Raw genomic sequence first — 18059 nt, 5'->3', positions numbered from 1 at the left:
CGTTTTCTTATATCGAACATCAAATCCACTGCCTTGAGCCGAGTTCTCGCCGTTGAAAACTGCAAGCTGATGGCACACCACACAGAGGTAAGCAAAATGCCCGGCACCACCACCGAAGACACACTCGCCGATGACCCGATGGCGCCCTGGGTTCGTGGACTCGCGGCGACCCATCACGACAAGTTTCACGAAGACGGAATCAAGTGCCGCGGTTCCATCAGTTTCATCGACGAGGAAGCACGGCTACGCGGGGCGGCGCAGTTCACGCTTGGAAAAGCCATTTCGCTTGAGCGGGTGCTCGAAACTCGGCCCGAGTACTTCACTGAACAGAACCCAAAGGCCATCGATTTCAACGTCGAGGTCGGCATTTATGGGCGATCCGTACACGGCGGTGATGTCGTCCAGTACAACGCGCACGGCACCGGTAAGACTCACCTCGATGGGCTCGGCCACATTGGTGTCGACGAGACCTGGCACGGCGGCGTGCCCGCTTCGGCCTCTGAAACCGACGAAGACACGATGGTGAATTGGGCGCAGCACGGCGTTGCAACTCGGGCAGTATTGCTTGACATCCCAGCCGTCCGCAACGCCGAATGGGTAGAAGCAGGCGAGCCCGTCACCGCCGCAGAACTCGATGCGGCCGTCGAAGCGGCGGGAGTGACCCTTGAGCCCGGCGATGCGCTCCTTATTTATCAGGGCCGCGATCGTTTTGAAGCCGCTGGCCACAGCTACCCAAGTGGGGCGAAGGCATTTCCACGCCCAGGTATTGGCGAAGAAGGTGCCAAATGGATCGCCGAGCAGAACCCGGGGCTCCTTCTCTGGGACTTCCACGATGCTCGTAATAACGCACAGGGATCGCTCGAGGTCCACAGCCTCATTTTCGCGATTGGCCTCTGCATCATCGACAACTGCGATCTTGCCGCCGCCGCGCACGCGTTCCGCGAGGCAAACGTGTCCACGGGCCTGCTGGTCGCTGCCCCGCTCGCAATCCATCGGTCGACAGGTGTGCTGATCAATCCTCTCGTGTTGTATTAGTCAGCCGGTAGTCAACGCACAGCTGCCTACTTCCCCGCAAGCAACCGCTCCACCCGCGGCTTCACCTCAGTCGCCAGAAGCATGAGCGATTCAATGAAATGCTCCTGCGGCAGCCCGCCGATGTCCATTTGAAAGAAATGCCGCATGTGCCCCAGGTGGTCGTGCAAATCCACGATCCGCTTAGCAACCTCATCGGGATCGCCAATGAAGTAGGCACCAGGCGAATCAGCCTGCGCGAGGTACTGCCGTTTGTCGGGCGCCGGCCAACCCCGCAGTCGCCCCATCTCGACATTGAGGTTGTGCCAGCCCGGGTAGAAGCGATCGATCGCCTCCTGCTTCGTCGGAGCAACCAGGCCCATGGTTGCGACAGAAACCTTGATGTCCTCGGATGCGTGCCCAGCTTGTTCTGCCGCCTCGCGATAGAGCTGCGCGAGCGGCGCGAATCGGTGCGGTTCACCGCCGATGATCCCGTAAGAGATCGGTAGCCCGAGCCGTCCCGCGCGCACCGAGGAACCGGGGTTGCCACCCGTCGCAAGCCAAATCGGCAGGCGACCGGATGCGGGCCGCGGCACAACTGCGAGGTTGTCGATCGCCGGGCGAATCGTGTCGGTCCCGGACCAGGTGACGTAGGGCTGATTGGCGCGATTGATCGTCAGCAGCAGATCGAGTTTCTCGGCGTAGAGCCGGTCATAGTCACCCATTTCATAGCCGAACAACGGAAACGTCTCAACCGAAGACCCACGCCCAGCGGTGATCTCGATGCGCTCTCCGCCGCCAGCAATCGCATCCGCCGTCGCCATCTGCTGATAGACCCGCACCGGATCGTCGGTACCGATAATGCTCGATGCGCTCCCGAGCACAATCTGCTTGGTTGCGGAAGCCGCAGCGGCCATGATCGTGCCCGGTGACGATACGGGCATGCTCACCGTGTGGTGTTCGCCGATGCCGAAGTAATCAAGCCCGACCTGATCGGCGTGCACGATGGCGTCGAAGAGATTTCGAACGGCCACGGCCGTGTCGCGCTGCCTTCCGTCGGCGTCGAACTGAGTGTCGCCGAAGCTGTAGGCGCCGATCTGCATGGGTGCTCCTCTGGCGTCATGTCGTCCGGTCGCAACGCGTGGAATGCCCACGATATCGAACCGACTTGTGCTGGTCCGCTACTTAACCACCTACCGGCCTTCCCTGGGTCGACCATCCACCGGTAGCATCGACAGCTAGATTACAGCTGTTACTACTATCCGTTCTGTTTCTACCAACCGTCATAGACCCCATCATCCGGTCGGTTCATTCCCGCGAGGGCGTCGCCGAGGTCCTCGCCGACTATCGGAACAGGCTGGTGTCGTCCCGGCCCGACAGACTCATCCGGTCTGGCGTTCGCGTCATACACACCGTCACCATTGGTATCGACGAGGTTGGTTTCATAGACGCCATCGCCGTTGGCGTCCTGACTGACCGATTCCATGTATCCGTCACCGTCGGTGTCGTAAAAGGTCGTTTCGAGGTAGCCGTCTCCATTGAGATCAGCGCTGCTCGATTCTGCTATCCCGTCGCCGTTCTGATCGATCGTGCTGGAATCGATTAGACCATCGTCATTGGTGTCATAGAACACCGATTCTTGGAACCCGTCCCCGTCTTGATCGGCATAAACCGTGTCGAAATTCCCATCAAGATCCGTGTCGTAGGTGGACACTTCGACATCCCCATCGAGGTCGGTGTCCATATGAATGGCTTCGTAATACCCGTCACCGTCTGCGTCTTCGAAGAGGGTTTCCGCATAGCCATCGCCGTCGGTATCAAAAGTCTCCCAAGACATTTTGCCAGCTCCCTTGCTGTAGCAATCCATTTAGGATGAGCGAAGTGTACGCCTCACTGCCGCAAGTGAGCCGAAAGCTGGTGACCCCGTTCGCTTGGGAATACGAATGCCACGTTGTCCGTTGTCGAGGGCATGGATGGGTACAGGGAAACAGGTCATAGCGCCACGGCATCATCACCTGCCTCCGTAGATGCGACCGTGACCCTCCCCTCGATGGAATTCGAGTTGATTTCGTCATCATTCTGCGGCGCCTGCAGCCAAACGCGTGCAGTCCTCGAACACGTGACGCGGATGCTCCCGACCGCATCGCTGCGCGAGCGCAATGTTGCTGACGACCCGACGCTCATCACCGAACTCGACCTTCGTTCGACGCCGACGGTGATCGTGCGGGATCAGGACGGCGGCGAGTTTCTGCGCGCTGAGGGAGTTCCGAGCATCCAACACTTGCTTGTCGCTGCGGAGCGAGCTATGACCGCATCGAGTACAGCCTTCTAATCTGCAGAACCGCGCTTTCTCCACAGACACTCGAGCAAGGGTTCATTTACCAAGCCAACGTGTTTTCGCAGGCGTCCAATGGTGCGGAACAATGAGGGCTATGGAGACCTTCAAACGAACGCCATTACAACTGTTCAACCTGCCTCAGAATTTTGTAATACCTCTGTTTCAGCGGCCTTATGTGTGGAAAGAAAATGAACAGTGGGAGCCGCTTTGGAATGATATTCGCCGGGTTACCGAACTCCGTATCGCAGAGCCCGATTCCCACAGCACACACTTCCTAGGTGCTGTTGTTATTCAGTCCCACGAAGCTCAAAGTCGTCGTCTGACAACTTGGAACGTCATCGACGGTCAGCAACGACTTACCACCTTGCAGATTATTGCTGACGCGACATGCGCGCTCCTCGAGGATGCGAGTGAGATCCGACTCTCAGGCCAGCTTGAACGCCTTACTCACAATGATGAGATATACGTCGAAGAAGGTGAGAGCCGCCTCAAGGTGAGGCATCTGAACAAAGATCGCGATTCCTTTGATGAAGTGATGTCCGCCGAGCCGCCTGTTGACCATGGCGAACTCAGATTCTCAGATACTCAGATCGTTGCGGCACATCGCTACTTCTCCACCGTGGTAGGGCAATGGCTCGGCCCTAAGGACTCGGAAGGATTCTCGATAAAGGCCAAGGAACTCACCGATGTGCTCCTTGACGGTCTGCAATTAGTTTCCATAGAGCTAGAAGCTTCTGAAAACTCGCAGGAGATATTTGAGACTTTGAACGCGAGAGGAACCCCACTCACCGCTGCTGATCTCATTAGAAACTTTGTGTTTCAGCGACTCGCAGCGGAGGGTAGCGACACTGCGAAAGCGTATCGCGAAGACTGGCCATTTGAGACAAAATTTTGGACGCGTGAGGTGAGTGTTGGCCGAACCCGCGTTACCCGCAGTTCGCTATTCCTGAACCAATGGCTCGTCGCTCGAACCGGCGAAGAGATCAGTCCGCAGTCAACATTTGCCCGATTCAAGTCTTACGTCGAGCTTGAAGCTGAACAGAACATGGCTGATCTACTTCCCGAGATCAAGGTCCAGGCACAGCAATACGAATCCTGGACCGAGGCAGCGGACAGGCCAGGCGGGGACCTCAACCCGACAGAAATGGCTGTGTACCGCATGCAGGCCAGCGGAGTCGAGCTCCTGAAACCTCTCCTAATTTGGCTGCATCAGCCGGGCAAGATTTTGGGAGACGACGTGATTGCACTTGTGATCCGAGCTGTCGAAAGTTGGGTCGTGCGGCGCCAGATTCTCCGTCTTTCGGGTAGCGATCTAGGACGCATTGTGGCCGACATCATTGCTGCGAACTCAGTTGCGCCGAGTAATGAACTCGTCGACAGGGTATCGAACCACCTTGCTCGGTTGAACGTTACTAGTACATATTGGCCAGGCGACGAAGAAGTTCAGCAAGCTTTGATGACGGAGCCTGCGTATCGGCGATACCCCCGGGCACGGCTTCGTATGATGCTCGAGGCTGCGGAGAACCAATACCGTTCCGAGACGAAACAGCCCCAGATCGAACGTAAGGGGTACCCCATTGAGCATCTGCTTCCTAGGACTTGGCAGGAAACGTGGCCTGTTGATACTCCTGAGAAGGCAGAGGAGCGCCAATTGAGGGTTCATCGACTGGGTAACCTCACACTTCTAACCTCTTCCCTAAACTCCAAAGTCTCGAACGGACCTTGGGATTCGAAACGTGCCGCGCTATTGGACCACAACACCATCACACTCACAGGGAGGGTGGTCAAGCGCACCGAGCAATTTCCATGGGATGAGGAGCTCATCGATGAACGAACGATCGAGCTCGTTGAAACTCTGTTCAAAGTTTGGCCTGTCCCGAAGGGACATCATGGCAAAGTGGTTGACCCTCAGACCAAAGCTGGCGACTGGGTCGAACTTAAACACCTGATTGAAGCCAATCTCCTAACTCCCGGAGAAAAGATCGCTGCGACCCACAGGGATTTCAAGGGTGTGAAAGCAGCCGTCGCGCAAAATGGTTCGATAGAACTCGATGGAAAACGATTTAGCACCCCGTCAGCAGCTGCGAGGTACCTACGCAAATCACCAACTAATGGTTGGTATTTTTGGGCCAAAGAAGACGGACGCAGACTCCGCGATTTGCGGGCAGATTTTCAGAACGCCATGCCCGATGACGACCAATTACTCCGGTAGGTCTTACCGTCACCGATATACAATTTGACGCCGTTTCTAATCGATCGTCCCTATTCACCATTTGCGAATCAACGCTCATGCCGACAGCCGCGGAATATTACGCTCGTTGCACAGTATGTATAGTGCTGCACTGAACCATATCGACGATCACGAAAGGCAAACACGCCGGCACGCAACGGCAGGATGGCTCGAAAGTGAGTCCAGCTCAATTGTCTTCTCGCTGAGACGACAATATGCTTGCCGTACGCAGCTCGCTTTGAGTCGATCGCTTCCTCACTGACACGCCTCCCGAGCCGCAAAAAGGGGCGCGTGAGGGCGATGGGCACCAAGCAGACCGCCGATGCCTGGTCCCCTCATTCATGCTTGCGACAAGCGCACGAAACTCCCAGCCGGCTCCTCGCTGGCCGCGATTGAACTCACTCATCGGAAACTTTCCACGCTGTGTTTTCTCGAGGGCGGGATAAGACTTCGATTAGATTACCTTCACCCCATCGAACAAGACCGCGTCGCACGGAACTCGCCATATCTGCATCGGGCACGATGTCGACCTCTCAAGCAAGTCACGCGCTCATAACGTCCCAGGCTCACATTGACGCAGTCCAAGATAAGTCCAGGCAGACGCCGCTCCATCGGTTCAACTTCGCGAGAAGGCAACGAGGCCGGGCGCTGGTTGAAGCACGGATGGCGATTGCATCGTCACTACTATCGTTCCACCGAGCAGTTCACGGTCGGTGCCGATACTGTTCTACGGCCCGACAGAAAAATGGCTGCTGTGCTTGAGTGACTTCAGTTGCCGCGGTTAGCAATCACACGCCATTCAAATCATCCGCCGCAGCGTAGTCGCCAGTTCCTCCCGAGTCACCTCAAGCTCATCCCTGAGCCAAGCGTCGAGCGCACCCATAATTGCGGCAGCAGCGATCCTGGTTGCGGCATCCGGGCTCTCCGCGCCGCTCAAATATCGAGCAAAAACATCGATCGCCTGCGCCTTAATAATTGACCGGAATCGGCCGATGAGCGCCGCGCGATACAGCGCTCGATGCTCCCCGTAGTGATCAATGATGCGTTCGACGGCAATGGGACCATCGCTCGCGTCGCCACGGAGCTCCGCAACGCTCGCGGTGAAGATTTGCAGCGCGAGATCGCTCATATCTTCATAATGCGAATAGAAGGTTGTCTTACTGACCCCACTAGCCCGCAAAATATCGGCGACCGAAATCGAAGTCGCACCGGAACGCCCTAAGTCCCGTACGGCATCCAGAATCTTCCCTTGTGTTGCCAGCGCGCGTGGATCCTGTGACTTCCGCGCCGCAGTGCGCACCATTTCAAATGGCGGTGGAATGACATCGTTGTCCATGACACCAGCGTAGGTGAATAAGCCCTCCAAATTTCCCGAACTATAGTTCGGGAAGTCGCCTATACTTGGGTTTGCCTCAACTGCGGCATCGCACCGGCAACGATGCATGGAACAGCCCAGTTCGAGGTACATCATTCGACCTCAATGTGGAGGAGTCCCGTTGTTTTCCAGAACACCGATCGAGACCGTGGCCGATGCGAGACGACGCGCACGCAAGCGGCTACCCAAATCCGTCTATCGAGCCGTCCTCGCAGGCAATGAGAGCGGCGTCACCCTGCGCGAAAACGTCGCTGCCTTCGAACAGATCGGGCTTGTGCCCCGTGTTGGCGCGCCCAACAGCACCAAGACCGACTACCGCACAACCTTCATGAATCGCTCGATGACGATGCCGCTCATGATGAGCCCGGCGGGTGCACAGGCGCTGCATGCCGAAGGCGAACTACCCGTAGCTCGAGCCACGGCTGCGGCGGGTATCTCGATGGGGCACAGCAATTTTGCAAGCAGCCCCTACGAAGAGATCGTGCGCGCGAACCGCGACGCCATCTTCCAGCTCTACTGGATCGGTTCTCGAGACGAGATCGCCGCGCGACTCGAACGAATGAAGCGCGCCGGGTCGACGGCTCTGATCGTCACGATGGACGCAATGCCTTGGCAGTCACGCGACTGGGGCTCACCCGCGATGCCGGCGAAGCTCGACCTGCCATCGATGGTGCGGTTTGCACCAATGGCGCTCTCCCGCCCAGCGTGGCTCGCAAGCTACCTTGCCCGCCGTGAGCTGCCTGACCTCACCGTGCCGAATTTCGGTGACGGCGTCGGTTCGGCGCCCACGATGATGGAAGCGTTCATGGAGTGGCTGAGTATGGATGCGCCGCTCCCCACGTGGGAAGACGTCGCCTGGCTGCGCGAGCAGTGGGACGGGCCCCTAATGGTGAAGGGCATTTGGCACCCGGACGACGCGCTCCGTGCGATCGACGTCGGTGCTACGGCAATCGGTGTCTCGAACCACGGCGGCAATAACTTGGACTCAACCATGTCTCCCCTTCGTGCGCTGCCTGCCATCGCCGAGGCGGTCAACGGTCAAGCCGAGATCAGTTTTGACAGTGGTGTACGCCGAGGTGGCGACATCGTGAAGGCAATCGCACTCGGCGCAGATATTGCGCTGGCCGGACGAATGTGGCTATTCGCCCTCAGCGCTGATGGCGAACGAGGCGTCTCCGAAATCTTGGCCGCCGTACGGACGAGCCTCGAAAAGGTCATGATCGGACTCGGTCACACGAAACTCGACGAAATCAGCCGAGAGGATCTTCTGCTTCCCGAAGGGTTCGTGATCGAGCGCTCGGTGTTCAAGTCACTTGATCCAATTCGGGCATAGTTGCGCCTGCTCACGGTTCGTATTCGATTCGCACGGGAACGAATGCGAATCGTGAGCGGCCATGGTCTACCTCCGAAGGATCGAGCGCATTCGGAAACTCGAATTCAATCCTTTTCGTAAAGTTCGACAAGCAACACCTCTGCCGATTGCGTATCAAGCGTCGCTAGTGTCGCCGCATCCACGCCAAGTCGAGTGAGTTCCACCGTCAGCTTCAGCGGCAACGCGTTCTTCGGCAGTTGTTGCGAGGGTGCGCCTCGATTGGGCGCTACGCCTTGTCTCACACACTGCCAAAACTCGGCCTTAGTGACCTGGAGTTGCTCACGAAGGATATCGGCAAAGAGTCTCGCACCGTAGGTGTCTCCATTCACCGGACGTGAGATACGCGTGCGCAACCTGTCGCCCGAGGGCAATAGCAGTGTGAACGTCACGTGGTGCGTCACGGGCTTCCCCCGTGCCCCGCGAATGAGTTCCCAGCCCTCCGTCATGCAAAAGTCATAGTGATCATTTTTGGTCGCTGCGGGATACCTACTCGCCACCGCTGATCAACCAGTCCTTGAGCTGCGCATCCGTGGACACCGCCGCGAGCATCGCAATCGGCCAATTCAACTGATGATTTGGTGCGGAGCTGTAGTGAGTGCCCCAGTCCGCTTGGTACTCGCGCAACTGCAACACCATGTCTTCAATCGCCTCCTCAAGAGTTTTCCCCTCGGCGATGAAGCCCCTGCCTTCGAGGACCAGCACGTACACGTCGTCTTCGACATAGGTCGCGGCATTCGGTGAACATGTCCTCGAGAAGTACCGACGAAGTCGCTCCGCGTCCGCCACGGCGGAAACGCTCCCCTGCCTGCGAATCGTCACGGGTACACCGTGCTCCGAGGCGTCCATGATTTCCCGCCACTTCGTCCTCGCCTCGGTGGAGTTGTAGCTCGCGGGAAACTGCCCCATCGCCTGGGCCGACATGGCATCACCTTTACGTCCTGTATATGTTTTACGTAATGTAAAGAGATTACGCCGGATTCGCCTCCCTCGCCACCGAGCGAAAGGCACCGATCCGACTCCCGTGTCGGTGGCATACGCAACAATGAGGGCATGCATCCACACGCGCCGCTGGGCAATGAGCCTGAGTTCCGCGATCCCCCGCGGCCCCCGAAGTGGATGTTGGATGCGCTTGCGGCACTGTTCGTCATCGGCCTCACGTTCGCCCAAGAGCCGTCTCTGGAATACACACCGCCATCGATCGTTGCCATCACAGCATCCGTTGCAGTCGCGGCGATTCTGCCGCTGCGCCGACGTTGGCCGATCGCCATATTCGCGATCGTGACTGCGGTTTTCGCAGCCGTGGCGATCTTCGATCGAATGATCAACGTCGGGCTGGAAATCGGCATCGTGATCGCCCTATTCGGTGTGGGCATTCGGCGGGACCTAAGAATCGTGATGATCGCAACCGCCGTGGCAGTCGTGGCCGCAGTACTGGCAGTCGTTTCCGTCACCGGTTCGTTCTTTGATCCGCGCGTGCCACAGGTCATTTTGGCGCTCGCCTTTGCCGGTGCAGTCGGCGACGGCACTCGGATGCACCGGGGCTACATCACCGCGATCAAGGAACGTGCTTTGCGCGCCGAACAGACCAGAGAAGCCGAGGCCAGCCGTCGGGTCACCGAAGAGCGCTTACGAATCGCCCGCGATCTGCATGATGCCGTGGCCCACGAAATCTCGGTGATCAGCCTCAACGCCGGCGTCGCCTCGCAGACAATCGAGGTCGATCCCGAGCAAGCCCAACGTTCGCTCGCTGCTGTCAGAAGCGCATCTCGTGCGGTACTGAACGAGATCGGCGACCTGCTCGAACTGCTTCGCACGAGCGAGAGTGCCAACGACACAGCGGCCATTCCCCCACCAGAAACGCCGCAACCCGGGCACGATCAGCTCGACCCGCTTATCTTCCGCTTCGAAGAGGCGGGCCTGCGCGTCAGCCTGCGCATCGAGGGCGACCTTTCGACGGTTCCTGCGGCGACCGGCCGCGCGACCTATCGCATCGTGCAGGAGTCCCTCACCAATGCGTACAAGCACGGAGCCGAACACCGGGCACACATCCTGCTGGTCGTACGCGATGAACAGCTCGACGTGGTTGTCACCAATCCGGTGAACGGTAGCGGGCCGCCGCCAGAGGATGCGAACGTGTATCCAGCCATTGATACGCACGCCGGTCGCAGCTTCGGTATCGCAGGGATGCGCGAGCGTGCCGCGAGCGTTCGCGGCACGCTCGCGACCAACCTTGGGCCCGGAGGCTGGCAGGTGACCGCCTCCCTGCCGATCCCCGCAGATGACAACTCGGCGGAGCAGAAATCAGGAGACATGAACGCATGACGAGCGTGCTCCTCGTTGATGACCAAGCGCTGATCCGACAGGCGATCTCGGTCATGCTCAATCTTGCCGATGGCATCGACGTTGTCGGCCAAGCATCCGACGGCCGCGAGGCTGTGGCGCTCGCCAGCGAGCTCCGTCCCGACGTCGTGCTCATGGACATTCGCATGCCCGAGCTTGACGGCATCGAAGCTACAGCTCAGATCTGCGGCAGCCCCGATCTCGCGGCGACGCGCGTACTCATCCTCACCACCTTCGAGAACGATGCCAATGTGGTCGCTGCCCTGAAAGCAGGGGCGAGCGGATTCATTGGCAAGGGCGCCGAGCCGGATGATCTCATTCGAGCGGTGCGCGCCGTCACGGCCGGTGATGCGCTGCTGTCACCCGAGGCGACCCGTGGACTTATCTCGCGAGTATTGCATCCGGCTGAGGCACCCGCTGCGGCGCACAACACGGATCGTTCGCTCCTGGATGGCCTCACTGACCGGGAACGCGAGGTGCTCTCGCTGGTGGCACGCGGCCTCTCGAACCAGGACATTGCCGAGCGACTCGTGATCTCGGTACACACCGCGAAGACCCATGCTGGGCGGATCATGGTGAAGCTCGGCGCCCACGACCGGGCCCAACTGGTGATCGCGGCCTACGAAGGCGGCTTGATCGCACCAGGTGACTAGCCAGGTTCGCATCCACATCACGACAGGCATCTCAGGTACTGGGTGCCGAGCCTCTACGCGTCCACCGGAATTAGTCAAGCAACTTGATCAAGCTGGTGTAGCATTTTTCGAGTGCCCCAAGAATCACCCCAAGATGCCGCCCTCGCCGCGGAATTTCTCACCGCGCTTCGTCCTCTCTCGCGATACCTGCGCACGCAGCGCACCCTGTCCGAGGGGAAGGTCGGCATCCTTCGCCGCCTCGCCGAGCACGGCCCGGCCACGGTTTCGGAACTTGCCGTCGCCATCCACGTGAGCAACCAGGGCGCATCACTCGGGGTACGCGATCTCGAGACCGCCGGCCAGGTCGAGCGCACGACGGATGCGAGTGATCGACGTCGAGTATGGGTCGCGATCACCGACGCGGGCCGCGAGGCGCTTAACAAGGAGTCCTCGGCCTCGCAGGCACTGCTGCACGCGGCGGTCGAACGAAGCCTGGACGATGAGGAACGCGCCACGCTCGCCGCGGTCGTGCCCGTACTGACGAAACTCGGGCGGAGCATCCTCGATGAGTAAGCGCCTCGTTCCCGCCCTGATCTACGCGGCGCTCTCGACGGCCGTCGTGAGCTCGCTCGGCATGCTGCTCGTTCCCACGATCGCGCAGGAGATGAGCGTCTCGGTCGCGACGGCGCAGTGGATGCTCACGGTCAATCTGCTCGTCGGCGCGGTGGCGACCCCCGTGATGGGGCGGCTCAGCGATGGCCCGCACAAGAAGCGGATCCTGCTCGTCGCCCTGGCTGTTATCTTCGTCGGTTCGGTGCTCGCGGCGCTCGCAACGAATTTCGCGGTGTTCCTCATCGGCAGGGCGCTGCAGGGCCTCACGTACGGCATCGTGCCCGTCACCATCTCGCTCGCGCGCCGCTACGTCGATCGCAGCCACGTGCGAGCCACGATCTCTTCGCTTTCGGTGACCGTGGCCACCGGGCTGGGCCTCGGTTATCCGCTCACGGGCATCCTCGCGGACCTGCTCGACTACCGCTTCGCGTTCTGGTTCGCCGTCCTATTTATCTTGTCGGCGGTTGCCGTGGTCTGGAAGGTCGTGCCGAACGGCCCGGATGCCGAGGCTCCGAAGAGTGACTTCGATTTCCTCGGTGCACTGCTTCTCACCCTCGGCCTCGGTGCGCTCCTACTCGCCATCAGCGAAGGGCCGACATGGGGATGGGCGTCGGGCTGGACACTCGGCGCCCTCGCCTTCTCGATCGCAAGCTTTGCGGCGTGGGTGATCGTCGAGCTGCGCTCCGACCATCCACTCATCAACCTGCGCACCCTTCGCAACGGCGACGTGCTGCTCGCGAACGGTGCGGCGATCGGCCTCGGCGCGGCAACTTACATCGGGCTGTCGGTCGCCAGCCTCGTCGCGCAGGCACCGAGCTACACCGATTACGGAATGGCACTCCCCCTCATCTGGGCGGGCTTCGTGATCGCGCCGCTGTCGGTCGGTAGCTTCGCCGCGAACCGAGTCGTACGCCGCGTCGCGGGAAGGGTGTCGATGGATGCGCTGCTCCCGATCGGCACCGGAGTGATGGCGCTTGCCGGGGTTCTGCTCTGGTTCGCGCACTACCACTTGTGGGGCCTGCTCCTCGGCATCTTCCTCTTCGGCGTGGGCATCGGTTCGGGCTACGCCGCGATGCCAGCGCTCATCGCACGCAGCGTCGCGAGCGCCGAACTCGGCGCATCGGTGAGCTTCAACCAGGTGCTGCGCACTGTCGGAAGCTCGTTCGGTACCGCGATCACGGGCGCGATTATGGCCGCCCATCCGGGAGTCGGTGAACATACCACCGACGTCGGCATCACCACCGTCTTCGAAGTCGGCGCCATCATCTGCCTCACACTGTTCGCAATCCTGCTCGTGCGCACCGTGGTTTCGCGGGAGCGCTAGCCGCTCTTCCCAAGAGCGTTAGGCAGTTTCGAGAATGCCTCGGAGCCGCTCCAAGTCCTCGCGAACGAGCCTTGCATCCCGCTCGAAATCATCCTTGCTCACACCCGGCAGGCGATAGATCGTGAACACCACCTCGCTGCCGTCGCCATTGCGAAGCACCCGCAGCGGGTTCAAGACTTCAGTGCCGTCGGGGAAGATCACCGTGTGGTCGAGGATGCCGAGCCCTGCTCCGTCGTGGAACCGCACCTCGACGACGCCCATCGGTGAATCGGTGAGCCACTTGCCTCGCTCGTGACGGATGCCGGAGCTGAGTCCCGCAGCCCATCGCGGCAGATTCGCGGGATCGCTAGCGAATGCGATGACATCGCGTGGATCTCGCTCGATTGACTGCGAGATGTGCCGTGATTCATAGATCATGGGCCCGATTTTGCCCTTGCGCGATGGAGCGTGGCTGACAAGGCACTGCGCGGCCACGCGTATCGGTATATTCAGCTGCTCTCGACGTATCGGTAAATACAGATACACTGTTCGTATCGGTAAATACAGATATTGACCGCAAGGCGACTCATGACTCAGTACACCTCACGCATCCGCACGCCTGGTGACATTGGCCTTGCCATTCAGCAGGCACGGCTCTCCCGCGGACTCTCGCAGTCAGATCTGGCGAAAGAATTGGATGTGTCGCAGAGCGCGATTAGCGAAATCGAAAGCGGCAAAGCGACGATCTACCTCCGGCGCATCCTCGAAATTGCTCGCCTCATTGACCTCGATATTTCGGCCACATGGGAGGACGAAGATGCGCCTCGCAGTTGACCTGTACGGCGCCCGCATCGGCACGCTCGAAGGTGATGCGAGGACCTTCGATTTCGAACCCACGCGGGAAGGTATTCGAGACTTCAACGCATCAGGTCGCTCATCACTCGCAAACTCTGCGCTGCCTTAGCGGTGGGCGTGCCATACTGCGACAAGCAATGCTGCGATGAGGGAGTGATTGCAATGGTCGATGTACGTCGTGAAGTTCGCGCACAAGGAGATGGCTGGACCGAAACTCTGCAGTGGTACGCAGTCGCAGTCCGGGAAATGCAGTCTCGTCCCATTACTGATCCCATGAGTTGGTGGTTTCTCGCCGCGATCCACGGCACCCACCCACTGGTGTGGCATGAGTTCGGGCTTGTCGACGCCAACGAACAGCGACCCCCGGAAGCGGTGCAACAACGTGTCTGGAATCAGTGTCAGCATCAGAGCTGGTACTTCCTTCCCTGGCATCGTGGATATCTCGTTTCCTTCGAACGGATCGCACGCGCGGCAGTCGTCGCTGCAGGTGGCCCAACGAACTGGGCAGTTCCCTATTGGGACTACAGCGATGCAACACGACCGGACTCCCGCGTGTTGCCCTCGGTGTTCGCTGATCCGACGCTCCCCGACGGGTCCCCAAACCCTCTCAATGTCGAACGTCGCTACGGTGATGGCAGGACGCCTATCGTTCTCGACGAGCGGATGGTTTCGCTGCGGGCTCTAGCCGACACCGAATTCGCGGGCGGGACAGCCGATATCCCGCCGGGCTTCGGTGGGCCGCGCACGCTCTTCCATCACGGAACTGAGGGGCCATCCACATTCGGCACGCTAGAAACGTTGCCCCACAACGTGCTGCACACGGTGCTCGGTGGTAGCGCGCCGGGACAGGATCCGGACGACTGGCGCAATCTCGGGCTCATGACCATGCCGATCACTGCAGCTCTGGACCCGATTTTCTGGCTACATCACGCGAACATCGACCGTGTGTGGGAAGTCTGGCGACGGGAGAACCCCGATATTTCCGAGCCTGGGTGGCTCGATGGGCCGGCGGACCGCTCGTTCGTCGTTCCGACTCCGGAGGGCGGTGAGTGGATATTTACCGCGCGGGAAATGCTCGACACCGCCGCGCTCGGTTACTACTACGATTCCCTGCCGATCGAGGTGCCGGTGGAAGAAATCCCGCCAGCCGACGAGGTACCCGTGCCTCGCGACGAGGGTCGTCGACGAATAGAAGAACGTGCAACCGCCAGAGGAAGAGCAGCCGTGGACGCTAGTGGACAGCCAGAACTCGTCGGAGCGAGCGATATCGATATAGTCGTGCATGGCATGACCGACACTCCGGTGCGGGTCGATGGGTCTCGAATGCGCTCCTTCCAACGAGATGCGGCTCGCAGGACAGCACCCGCTGCGCCCCCACGAGTGTTTCTCAAACTCGAGGGAATCCGCGGTCCGAGCGATGCTGCGGTCTATTACGTTTACGTGGACGTGCCATCAGACGAGGATCCCGAGGAACGCCCCGATCGGCTCGCCGGTACCGTGTCCCTGTTCGGCGTTTCGGAGGCGAGCGACCCCGATGGAGCGCACTTGGGCAGCGGGATTAGTCAGGTGCTCGAGATCAGTGACATCGTCGACGCCGGTGCACTCGAAGCGGATGCGTCGGCGCTCGATGTTCGGTTTGTACCGGCGAATGACACCGTGGCTCGCGCGGAGTTCTCCGTCGGTAGGGTGAGCATCTACGTTCTCGAGTGACCATGTTGAAGGCGAGCCTCCGAGCGCAAGCAGTACTCAATGGCGCACGGCGTGCCCCTGCACCGGCGCTCATCTTCCTCGCGATCCTCGGCTGGGTGCTCTTCATTGGGTCGGGCCATGGCACGCACTCCTCCCACGCGATCACCCCAGCTGATCCGGGCATCCTGCTCGCACCCTCCGGGCACGCGGGACACGCATCCTCAATATCGATCGCCGCGATACTGCCCGGCCTCGGAATGTGGTTGGCGATGCTCCTCGCGATGTCACCGCCCCTGCTCGTCCGGGAAGTCGGCACCCAGTGGCGAATGAGCCTGCGTCGAAATCGCCTGACGAGAACGTTGCTGTTCCTGTATGGATACGCGTTCGTCTGGGTGATCGCTGGCGTGGTCGCGGTGCCACTAAGTTCGGCAATCGGGCAGAACGTCATGTTCGTGGTCCTTACCGCTATCGCCGTGGTCGTGTGGCAGCTCTCCCCGCTCCGCCGACGTGCACTCCGACAATGCCACCGAACGCCGATGCTTCGGGCCTTTGGCGTCGATGCCTACCGTGAATCGCTGCGATACGGGCTGGGATCAGGTGCCGTGTGTGTGGCGATCTGTGGCCCAGCAATGCTGCTCGTGCTGCTCACGGGGCAGTTTCATGTCATCGCGATGGCGCTCGTGACTATCTTCCTGACGATCGAACGCTATCGCCCGCTTGCACGACGTACTGCCGCGCTCCCACTACGCGATCGAGGGCGGGGTCCCGACCCCTGGACCACCCATACGCGGGTCGAATAACCGAAATGCGGTGACAGCAACCACCTCAGTTCAAGAGGGCGTGTCGCGTGAGATCGGCTGCTTCGCGTAGCTCGCAAAGCGGATATACAGGGCGATTACGTCGCGCATTACGCCACAATTTCCATGGAGGATTTCGACTTGTCTGCTATGCGCAGCTGACGGAGGCCATCAAGTTCAGGATGCTGAAGGGTTTTCCTTCGGTACCATCTGGAGACCCAATAGCCGAAATACGCGAACTCATTACGATGCAGTTCTCCTCGCTCAAAGCTGGACAATTTAGGACTCACTTGCGGGTCTCCCTCTCGCTCAAAGATCGCCCAAAGCACTAAGTCATCGCCGTGTCGCGAACGAAATTCCGCGCCGTCACACACGTCAATGCCTTCGTCTGTCCGCATGTTCCAGAGGTACTGAGAGACGGATTGTGTCAGCTCTCGAGGACGCGCGTCCTTCAATGCGGCGGCGTCAAAGTCGTGTAGTCCATACATGGACGTGGCAGTGGAATGAAATCGGTACCAAAGCGCCGCAATCGTTTCAGATGCAGTCACGTCGCAAAAGTGTCCGTCCAAATGTGCTGATGATGCGGCTCTAAGTGCGAGCCAATTATCAATATCAACGAAGCCGGGTTCGACCGTTGGGTGCAAGATCTCGTCAGATTCATCGACTTCAATTGCATCAATCTCAGACACGAGAGCCAGGTCAGGCCTGAAGTGGGCAAGCAATTCAATCAAGCAAGAACGCACACTGTCACCCGCGTACACAGTGCGATACAGTCCGCCGTCGATCGCGTCCCATCGCCCGTTGAAGCGCCCGCTTCCTCCTGCCCACCGCCAGTCGGCCCATTCCCACGGCTCCGGGCGATAGCCGATTCGCCAAACTCGCCTCGAGACAGGATTAATCCTCATCCGATTCGGGCAAAAGCTCGGGCTGCACCAAGCACTTGGTGGCTGATTGCATCGGTTGGTTCATCGCGCAGCACTCGCCCCGGGGCACGATCCTCCAGTTGGGGGTTCGCGCCTTGGAACCAGGCCTGCACGATAGCCGGTGAATTTCCTGCTTCCGTTAGGAGGCCAGCCACGTGATATGCCAATCGAAGCCGTTGTGTTACCGCGTCGCTCGGTCGCCGCTCACCAGCCACCCACTGCCGCACCGCACGCGTCTCACGCACGGACCCAAGGTATGCCACGAGCTTGGCTCCCAAAATATCGCGCAGGTGCGAAACGATGACAGGAAAATCCAATGTGACGGAATCGCGATGTACGCCAAGCCCGGGCGAAGAAGTTGTTGGAGCAGCCATGCCTCAATTGTCCCAGACCTCCTCAAGTCACACCACTAATCACATGATGAATGGCAATACTCACACGCAACTCATCGACAAGGGCGCCGTGCGAGAGCGGTTTGATCGCGCCAGGCGAATGATCGCATCCCAAGCACCGAGCACATACCCCAGCTGGGGTACGCCGCAGCAACCAAGTGACGGTCGTGAGGGGATGTGACCGCCGCGA

The 18059-nt window shown here is 59.8% G+C and carries 21 protein-coding genes; 13 read left to right on the top strand and 8 right to left on the bottom strand.

The genetic code is table 11. The features are described 5' to 3' along the window. Positions 1-96: 96 nt before the first annotated feature. Complete coding sequence (locus tag ACTHXA_RS04720) at positions 97-1035, top strand: cyclase family protein (RefSeq protein ID WP_441669872.1); 939 nt, start codon at positions 97-99, stop codon at positions 1033-1035. Positions 1036-1061: 26 nt separating this feature from the next. On the opposite strand, the gene ACTHXA_RS04715 is transcribed toward ACTHXA_RS04720, so the two are convergent. Together ACTHXA_RS04715 and ACTHXA_RS04710 are read right to left on the bottom strand one after the other, a co-directional pair. After that, positions 1062-2114 carry an LLM class flavin-dependent oxidoreductase gene (locus ACTHXA_RS04715; protein WP_441669870.1) on the bottom strand — a complete coding sequence of 351 codons (1053 nt, stop codon included), beginning with the start codon at positions 2112-2114 and terminating at the stop codon, positions 1062-1064. Between the two features lie 170 nt (positions 2115-2284). Continuing rightward, positions 2285-2848, bottom strand: coding sequence for a hypothetical protein (locus ACTHXA_RS04710; protein WP_441669868.1), 564 nt, complete (start codon positions 2846-2848; stop codon positions 2285-2287). 213 nt (positions 2849-3061) lie between these two features. Between ACTHXA_RS04710 and ACTHXA_RS04705 the strand changes: the two genes are divergently transcribed. Both ACTHXA_RS04705 and ACTHXA_RS04700 read left to right on the top strand, forming a co-directional pair. Beyond that, positions 3062-3343: a thioredoxin family protein gene (locus tag ACTHXA_RS04705; RefSeq protein WP_441669866.1), complete on the top strand. Its 282-nt coding sequence runs from the start codon at positions 3062-3064 to the stop codon at positions 3341-3343. Between the two features lie 100 nt (positions 3344-3443). After that, complete coding sequence (locus ACTHXA_RS04700; protein WP_441669864.1) at positions 3444-5561, top strand: GmrSD restriction endonuclease domain-containing protein; 2118 nt, start codon at positions 3444-3446, stop codon at positions 5559-5561. Between the two features lie 817 nt (positions 5562-6378). Here ACTHXA_RS04700 and ACTHXA_RS04695 read toward each other — a convergent pair. Continuing rightward, the gene (locus ACTHXA_RS04695; protein ID WP_441669862.1) at positions 6379-6915 is read right to left on the bottom strand and encodes a TetR/AcrR family transcriptional regulator; all 537 of its coding nucleotides are present in this window, start codon (positions 6913-6915) and stop codon (positions 6379-6381) included. Positions 6916-7075: 160 nt separating this feature from the next. Here ACTHXA_RS04695 and mftD point away from each other — a divergent pair, with 160 nt between their 5' ends. Beyond that, the gene (gene mftD, locus ACTHXA_RS04690) at positions 7076-8287 is read left to right on the top strand and encodes a pre-mycofactocin synthase MftD (RefSeq protein WP_441669860.1); all 1212 of its coding nucleotides are present in this window, start codon (positions 7076-7078) and stop codon (positions 8285-8287) included. Positions 8288-8391: 104 nt separating this feature from the next. On the opposite strand, the gene ACTHXA_RS04685 is transcribed toward mftD, so the two are convergent. Together ACTHXA_RS04685 and ACTHXA_RS04680 are read right to left on the bottom strand one after the other, a co-directional pair. Beyond that, positions 8392-8772, bottom strand: coding sequence for a cytotoxic translational repressor of toxin-antitoxin stability system (locus tag ACTHXA_RS04685; protein ID WP_441669858.1), 381 nt, complete (start codon positions 8770-8772; stop codon positions 8392-8394). A gap of 40 nt (positions 8773-8812) precedes the next feature. Further along, positions 8813-9247 carry a hypothetical protein gene (locus ACTHXA_RS04680; protein WP_441669856.1) on the bottom strand — a complete coding sequence of 145 codons (435 nt, stop codon included), beginning with the start codon at positions 9245-9247 and terminating at the stop codon, positions 8813-8815. Between the two features lie 129 nt (positions 9248-9376). Here ACTHXA_RS04680 and ACTHXA_RS04675 point away from each other — a divergent pair, with 129 nt between their 5' ends. The 4 genes from ACTHXA_RS04675 to ACTHXA_RS04660 all read left to right on the top strand — a co-directional run bounded on the left by ACTHXA_RS04675 (position 9377) and on the right by ACTHXA_RS04660 (position 13234). After that, positions 9377-10648, top strand: coding sequence for a sensor histidine kinase (locus tag ACTHXA_RS04675; RefSeq protein WP_441669854.1), 1272 nt, complete (start codon positions 9377-9379; stop codon positions 10646-10648). Continuing rightward, entirely contained in the window at positions 10645-11319 is a 675-nt protein-coding gene (locus tag ACTHXA_RS04670; protein ID WP_441669852.1) for a response regulator transcription factor, read from the top strand. The genes ACTHXA_RS04675 and ACTHXA_RS04670 overlap by 4 nt, the downstream gene beginning before the upstream one ends. 111 nt (positions 11320-11430) lie before the next feature. Next, entirely contained in the window at positions 11431-11871 is a 441-nt protein-coding gene (locus ACTHXA_RS04665; protein WP_441669850.1) for a MarR family winged helix-turn-helix transcriptional regulator, read from the top strand. Beyond that, positions 11864-13234 (top strand): MFS transporter, encoded by a 1371-nt coding sequence (locus ACTHXA_RS04660; protein ID WP_441669848.1) that lies wholly within the window; start codon positions 11864-11866, stop codon positions 13232-13234. The genes ACTHXA_RS04665 and ACTHXA_RS04660 overlap by 8 nt, the downstream gene beginning before the upstream one ends. A gap of 18 nt (positions 13235-13252) precedes the next feature. On the opposite strand, the gene ACTHXA_RS04655 is transcribed toward ACTHXA_RS04660, so the two are convergent. Continuing rightward, positions 13253-13651: an SRPBCC family protein gene (locus ACTHXA_RS04655; protein WP_441669846.1), complete on the bottom strand. Its 399-nt coding sequence runs from the start codon at positions 13649-13651 to the stop codon at positions 13253-13255. A 150-nt stretch (positions 13652-13801) separates the two neighbouring features. Between ACTHXA_RS04655 and ACTHXA_RS04650 the strand changes: the two genes are divergently transcribed. From ACTHXA_RS04650 to ACTHXA_RS04635, 4 genes are all read left to right on the top strand, one after another. Further along, positions 13802-14047 (top strand): helix-turn-helix transcriptional regulator, encoded by a 246-nt coding sequence (locus tag ACTHXA_RS04650; protein ID WP_441669845.1) that lies wholly within the window; start codon positions 13802-13804, stop codon positions 14045-14047. Continuing rightward, a complete protein-coding gene (locus ACTHXA_RS04645; protein ID WP_441669843.1) occupies positions 14031-14177 on the top strand; it encodes a hypothetical protein in 147 nt (48 codons plus the stop codon). The genes ACTHXA_RS04650 and ACTHXA_RS04645 overlap by 17 nt, the downstream gene beginning before the upstream one ends. Positions 14178-14341: 164 nt before the next feature. Beyond that, on the top strand, positions 14342-15778 hold the full coding sequence (locus ACTHXA_RS04640) for a tyrosinase family protein (RefSeq protein ID WP_441669841.1): 1437 nt from the start codon (positions 14342-14344) through the stop codon (positions 15776-15778). A 2-nt stretch (positions 15779-15780) separates the two neighbouring features. Next, positions 15781-16557, top strand: coding sequence for a copper chaperone (locus ACTHXA_RS04635; protein ID WP_441670000.1), 777 nt, complete (start codon positions 15781-15783; stop codon positions 16555-16557). A 107-nt stretch (positions 16558-16664) separates the two neighbouring features. On the opposite strand, the gene ACTHXA_RS04630 is transcribed toward ACTHXA_RS04635, so the two are convergent. Together ACTHXA_RS04630 and ACTHXA_RS04625 are read right to left on the bottom strand one after the other, a co-directional pair. Further along, positions 16665-17459 (bottom strand): RES family NAD+ phosphorylase, encoded by a 795-nt coding sequence (locus ACTHXA_RS04630; protein ID WP_441669839.1) that lies wholly within the window; start codon positions 17457-17459, stop codon positions 16665-16667. Then, entirely contained in the window at positions 17456-17851 is a 396-nt protein-coding gene (locus tag ACTHXA_RS04625; RefSeq protein ID WP_441669837.1) for a hypothetical protein, read from the bottom strand. Before ACTHXA_RS04625 ends, ACTHXA_RS04630 begins: the two co-directional genes overlap by 4 nt. A gap of 43 nt (positions 17852-17894) precedes the next feature. Between ACTHXA_RS04625 and ACTHXA_RS04620 the strand changes: the two genes are divergently transcribed. After that, positions 17895-18050 carry a hypothetical protein gene (locus ACTHXA_RS04620; RefSeq protein WP_441669835.1) on the top strand — a complete coding sequence of 52 codons (156 nt, stop codon included), beginning with the start codon at positions 17895-17897 and terminating at the stop codon, positions 18048-18050. The last annotated feature ends 9 nt before the right edge of the window (positions 18051-18059 follow it).

The sequence above is a fragment of the Gulosibacter sp. genome, from assembly GCF_052090685.1.
Classification (GTDB): domain Bacteria; phylum Actinomycetota; class Actinomycetes; order Actinomycetales; family Microbacteriaceae; genus Gulosibacter.
Note: the sequence above shows the minus strand (reverse complement) of the source record. Positions and strands in the feature narration are given on the sequence as shown.

Excerpts from the sequence above, each read along its gene's own strand:
- ACTHXA_RS04720 (WP_441669872.1), top strand. The coding sequence starts at position 97 with ATGCCCGGCACCACCACCGAAGACACACTCGCCGATGACCCGATGGCG.
- ACTHXA_RS04715 (WP_441669870.1), bottom strand. The coding sequence starts at position 2,114 with ATGCAGATCGGCGCCTACAGCTTCGGCGACACTCAGTTCGACGCCGAC.
- ACTHXA_RS04710 (WP_441669868.1), bottom strand. The coding sequence starts at position 2,848 with ATGTCTTGGGAGACTTTTGATACCGACGGCGATGGCTATGCGGAAACC.
- ACTHXA_RS04705 (WP_441669866.1), top strand. The coding sequence starts at position 3,062 with ATGGAATTCGAGTTGATTTCGTCATCATTCTGCGGCGCCTGCAGCCAA.
- ACTHXA_RS04700 (WP_441669864.1), top strand. The coding sequence starts at position 3,444 with ATGGAGACCTTCAAACGAACGCCATTACAACTGTTCAACCTGCCTCAG.
- ACTHXA_RS04695 (WP_441669862.1), bottom strand. The coding sequence starts at position 6,915 with ATGGACAACGATGTCATTCCACCGCCATTTGAAATGGTGCGCACTGCG.
- ACTHXA_RS04685 (WP_441669858.1), bottom strand. The coding sequence starts at position 8,772 with ATGACGGAGGGCTGGGAACTCATTCGCGGGGCACGGGGGAAGCCCGTG.
- ACTHXA_RS04680 (WP_441669856.1), bottom strand. The coding sequence starts at position 9,247 with ATGTCGGCCCAGGCGATGGGGCAGTTTCCCGCGAGCTACAACTCCACC.
- ACTHXA_RS04675 (WP_441669854.1), top strand. The coding sequence starts at position 9,377 with ATGCATCCACACGCGCCGCTGGGCAATGAGCCTGAGTTCCGCGATCCC.
- ACTHXA_RS04670 (WP_441669852.1), top strand. The coding sequence starts at position 10,645 with ATGACGAGCGTGCTCCTCGTTGATGACCAAGCGCTGATCCGACAGGCG.
- ACTHXA_RS04660 (WP_441669848.1), top strand. The coding sequence starts at position 11,864 with ATGAGTAAGCGCCTCGTTCCCGCCCTGATCTACGCGGCGCTCTCGACG.
- ACTHXA_RS04655 (WP_441669846.1), bottom strand. The coding sequence starts at position 13,651 with ATGATCTATGAATCACGGCACATCTCGCAGTCAATCGAGCGAGATCCA.
- ACTHXA_RS04650 (WP_441669845.1), top strand. The coding sequence starts at position 13,802 with ATGACTCAGTACACCTCACGCATCCGCACGCCTGGTGACATTGGCCTT.
- ACTHXA_RS04645 (WP_441669843.1), top strand. The coding sequence starts at position 14,031 with ATGCGCCTCGCAGTTGACCTGTACGGCGCCCGCATCGGCACGCTCGAA.
- ACTHXA_RS04640 (WP_441669841.1), top strand. The coding sequence starts at position 14,342 with ATGAGTTGGTGGTTTCTCGCCGCGATCCACGGCACCCACCCACTGGTG.
- ACTHXA_RS04635 (WP_441670000.1), top strand. The coding sequence starts at position 15,781 with ATGTTGAAGGCGAGCCTCCGAGCGCAAGCAGTACTCAATGGCGCACGG.
- ACTHXA_RS04630 (WP_441669839.1), bottom strand. The coding sequence starts at position 17,459 with ATGAGGATTAATCCTGTCTCGAGGCGAGTTTGGCGAATCGGCTATCGC.
- ACTHXA_RS04625 (WP_441669837.1), bottom strand. The coding sequence starts at position 17,851 with ATGGCTGCTCCAACAACTTCTTCGCCCGGGCTTGGCGTACATCGCGAT.
- ACTHXA_RS04620 (WP_441669835.1), top strand. The coding sequence starts at position 17,895 with ATGATGAATGGCAATACTCACACGCAACTCATCGACAAGGGCGCCGTG.